The organism is Oleiphilus sp. HI0128 (assembly GCF_001635365.1).
Genome location: NZ_LWGG01001555.1, coordinates 1 through 1,736, shown reverse-complemented (window position 1 = coordinate 1,736; position 1,736 = coordinate 1). Strand labels below are relative to the sequence as shown.

The following is a 1,736-nucleotide window of genomic DNA, read 5'->3' as shown; positions in this document are numbered from 1 at the left end:
CGGCTAGCAATTGACAGCTGAGTGGTTAAACGGGCACCTTTCGTACCAATGGGATCCTTGATGACTTGAACAACAAGCTCTTGACCTTCGCGCAACAATAATGCGATATCTGCATTATTCTCACTTTCGCCAGTTTCACCGACTTGTGGGTTAGAGGTGATATCAGAAACGTGTATAAATGCGGCGCGCTCAAGACCAATATCAACAAATGCAGCCTCCATTCCAGGAAGCACACGGACTACTTTTCCTTTGTAGATATTACCAACGAAGCCACGACAACTTGAACGCTCGATATACACTTCTTGCAGCATTCCGTTTTCTACAAGCGCTACACGAGTTTCAACCGGCGTAACGTTAATTAAAAGCTCTTCACTCATAGCACTACCTGAAACTTTCCTGTCAAAATAATAAGATTAGCAGCTATTGAAACGAAGCGGCATATCAAAGCGTTTTTTTATTATCGCAATGCAAAAACAAGACGGTCGGTGAAAATTAATACAAAAGGCCAAACTAAGGCGCTTGATAGTGCAGCTCCCAGATAAGACATATTATTATCGACAGCGCCAAGCGCTCCTCTGATAGTCATCACAATCATCAACAAAATTCCGATAATAAAAAATATTACCAAGGACTGCTGTAGTACCGGAAACATTTTTAAGCGTTGATGCATCGTCAAAACCAAATAAGAGACGATACAGCAAGCAATTATATGAATACCGAGATAAGTACCTGACAGCACATCCATGATTGCGCCCACAATAAAAGCAGAAAACAGACCAATACGTTCGGGGTGCCTCAATAACCAGTATATCAAAGTCAATACCATCCACTCAGGACGAAAGGCAAGTAGCATTTGCGGCATTGCTAACAATTCCAATACGGCAGCTGCGGCGAAAGACAATGCAACGGCCACCCAACTTACTCTCGACTGAGTCATTCGTTTACCTCGTCAGACGCATGCTGCTTAGTACTAGATTGTTCTTTATTCTCATCGATGACGGTACTATCGTTTTGCCCCTCTTTAAACACCAAAAGCAAGAGACGACTTCTATTCAACTGTGCTTCAGGCCTGGCGCGAACCTCTGCAAAGGAGCGTCCATCATGGTGCGATATCTGGCTAATCCTTGCCACTGGATAGCCTTCCGGGAAGCGCCCCCCTAGACCAGAACTTACCAAAAGATCACCCACCTCAATATCAGAGGTATCTGGAACATTTCCTAGCTCAAGATAGTCGAGCGCCCCAACACCATAAGCAATCGCCCTAACACCATTTCTATTTACTTGGACAGGAACCGCATGACGACTATCAGAGATAAGTAGGACCCGGCTGGTAAATTCATTTACTTCAACCACTTGCCCCATCAATCCCTGTGAATCAAGAACGGCCTGACCGAGATAAACCCTGTCTTGACTGCCCTTGTTAAGCAAGATGTATTGATTGTCAGAATCAGGGCTAACACCGATCATTTCGGTAACAACGACACCATCGTCAACAATGCGAGAAGCATTCAGTAGCTCACGCAAGCGATTTAACTCAGCCGTTACTGATGCGAGTTTTTGAGCTTTGCGCTCAAGCACCAACATGCGGGATTCCATTAAATCGATTTTTTCTTGGAGATCGGAACGGCTCGTAAAGCTTTCACTCAAGCCTTCACTAATAGAAACCGGTAAATCACTCAACCAGTGAACCGGTGTTAACGCAGAGCTTATTACTCCACGAACAGGGTCTAGATAGC

3 protein-coding genes are annotated in these 1,736 nt (G+C 44.6%); all 3 read right to left on the bottom strand.

All coding sequences use genetic code 11. The features are described from left to right. On the bottom strand, positions 1-377 hold a 377-nt coding region (locus A3763_RS25675), incomplete at its 3' end, for a S1 RNA-binding domain-containing protein (protein WP_156495338.1). An 80-nt stretch (positions 378-457) separates the two neighbouring features. Beyond that, entirely contained in the window at positions 458-937 is a 480-nt protein-coding gene (mreD, locus tag A3763_RS25670) for a rod shape-determining protein MreD (protein WP_068507580.1), read from the bottom strand. After that, positions 934-1,736, bottom strand: an 803-nt coding sequence (mreC, locus tag A3763_RS25665; protein WP_068760717.1) for a rod shape-determining protein MreC, incomplete at its 5' end; no start/stop codon positions are given. The genes mreC and mreD, both read right to left, overlap by 4 nt.

Excerpts from the sequence above, each read along its gene's own strand:
- mreD (WP_068507580.1), bottom strand. The coding sequence starts at position 937 with ATGACTCAGTCGAGAGTAAGTTGGGTGGCCGTTGCATTGTCTTTCGCC.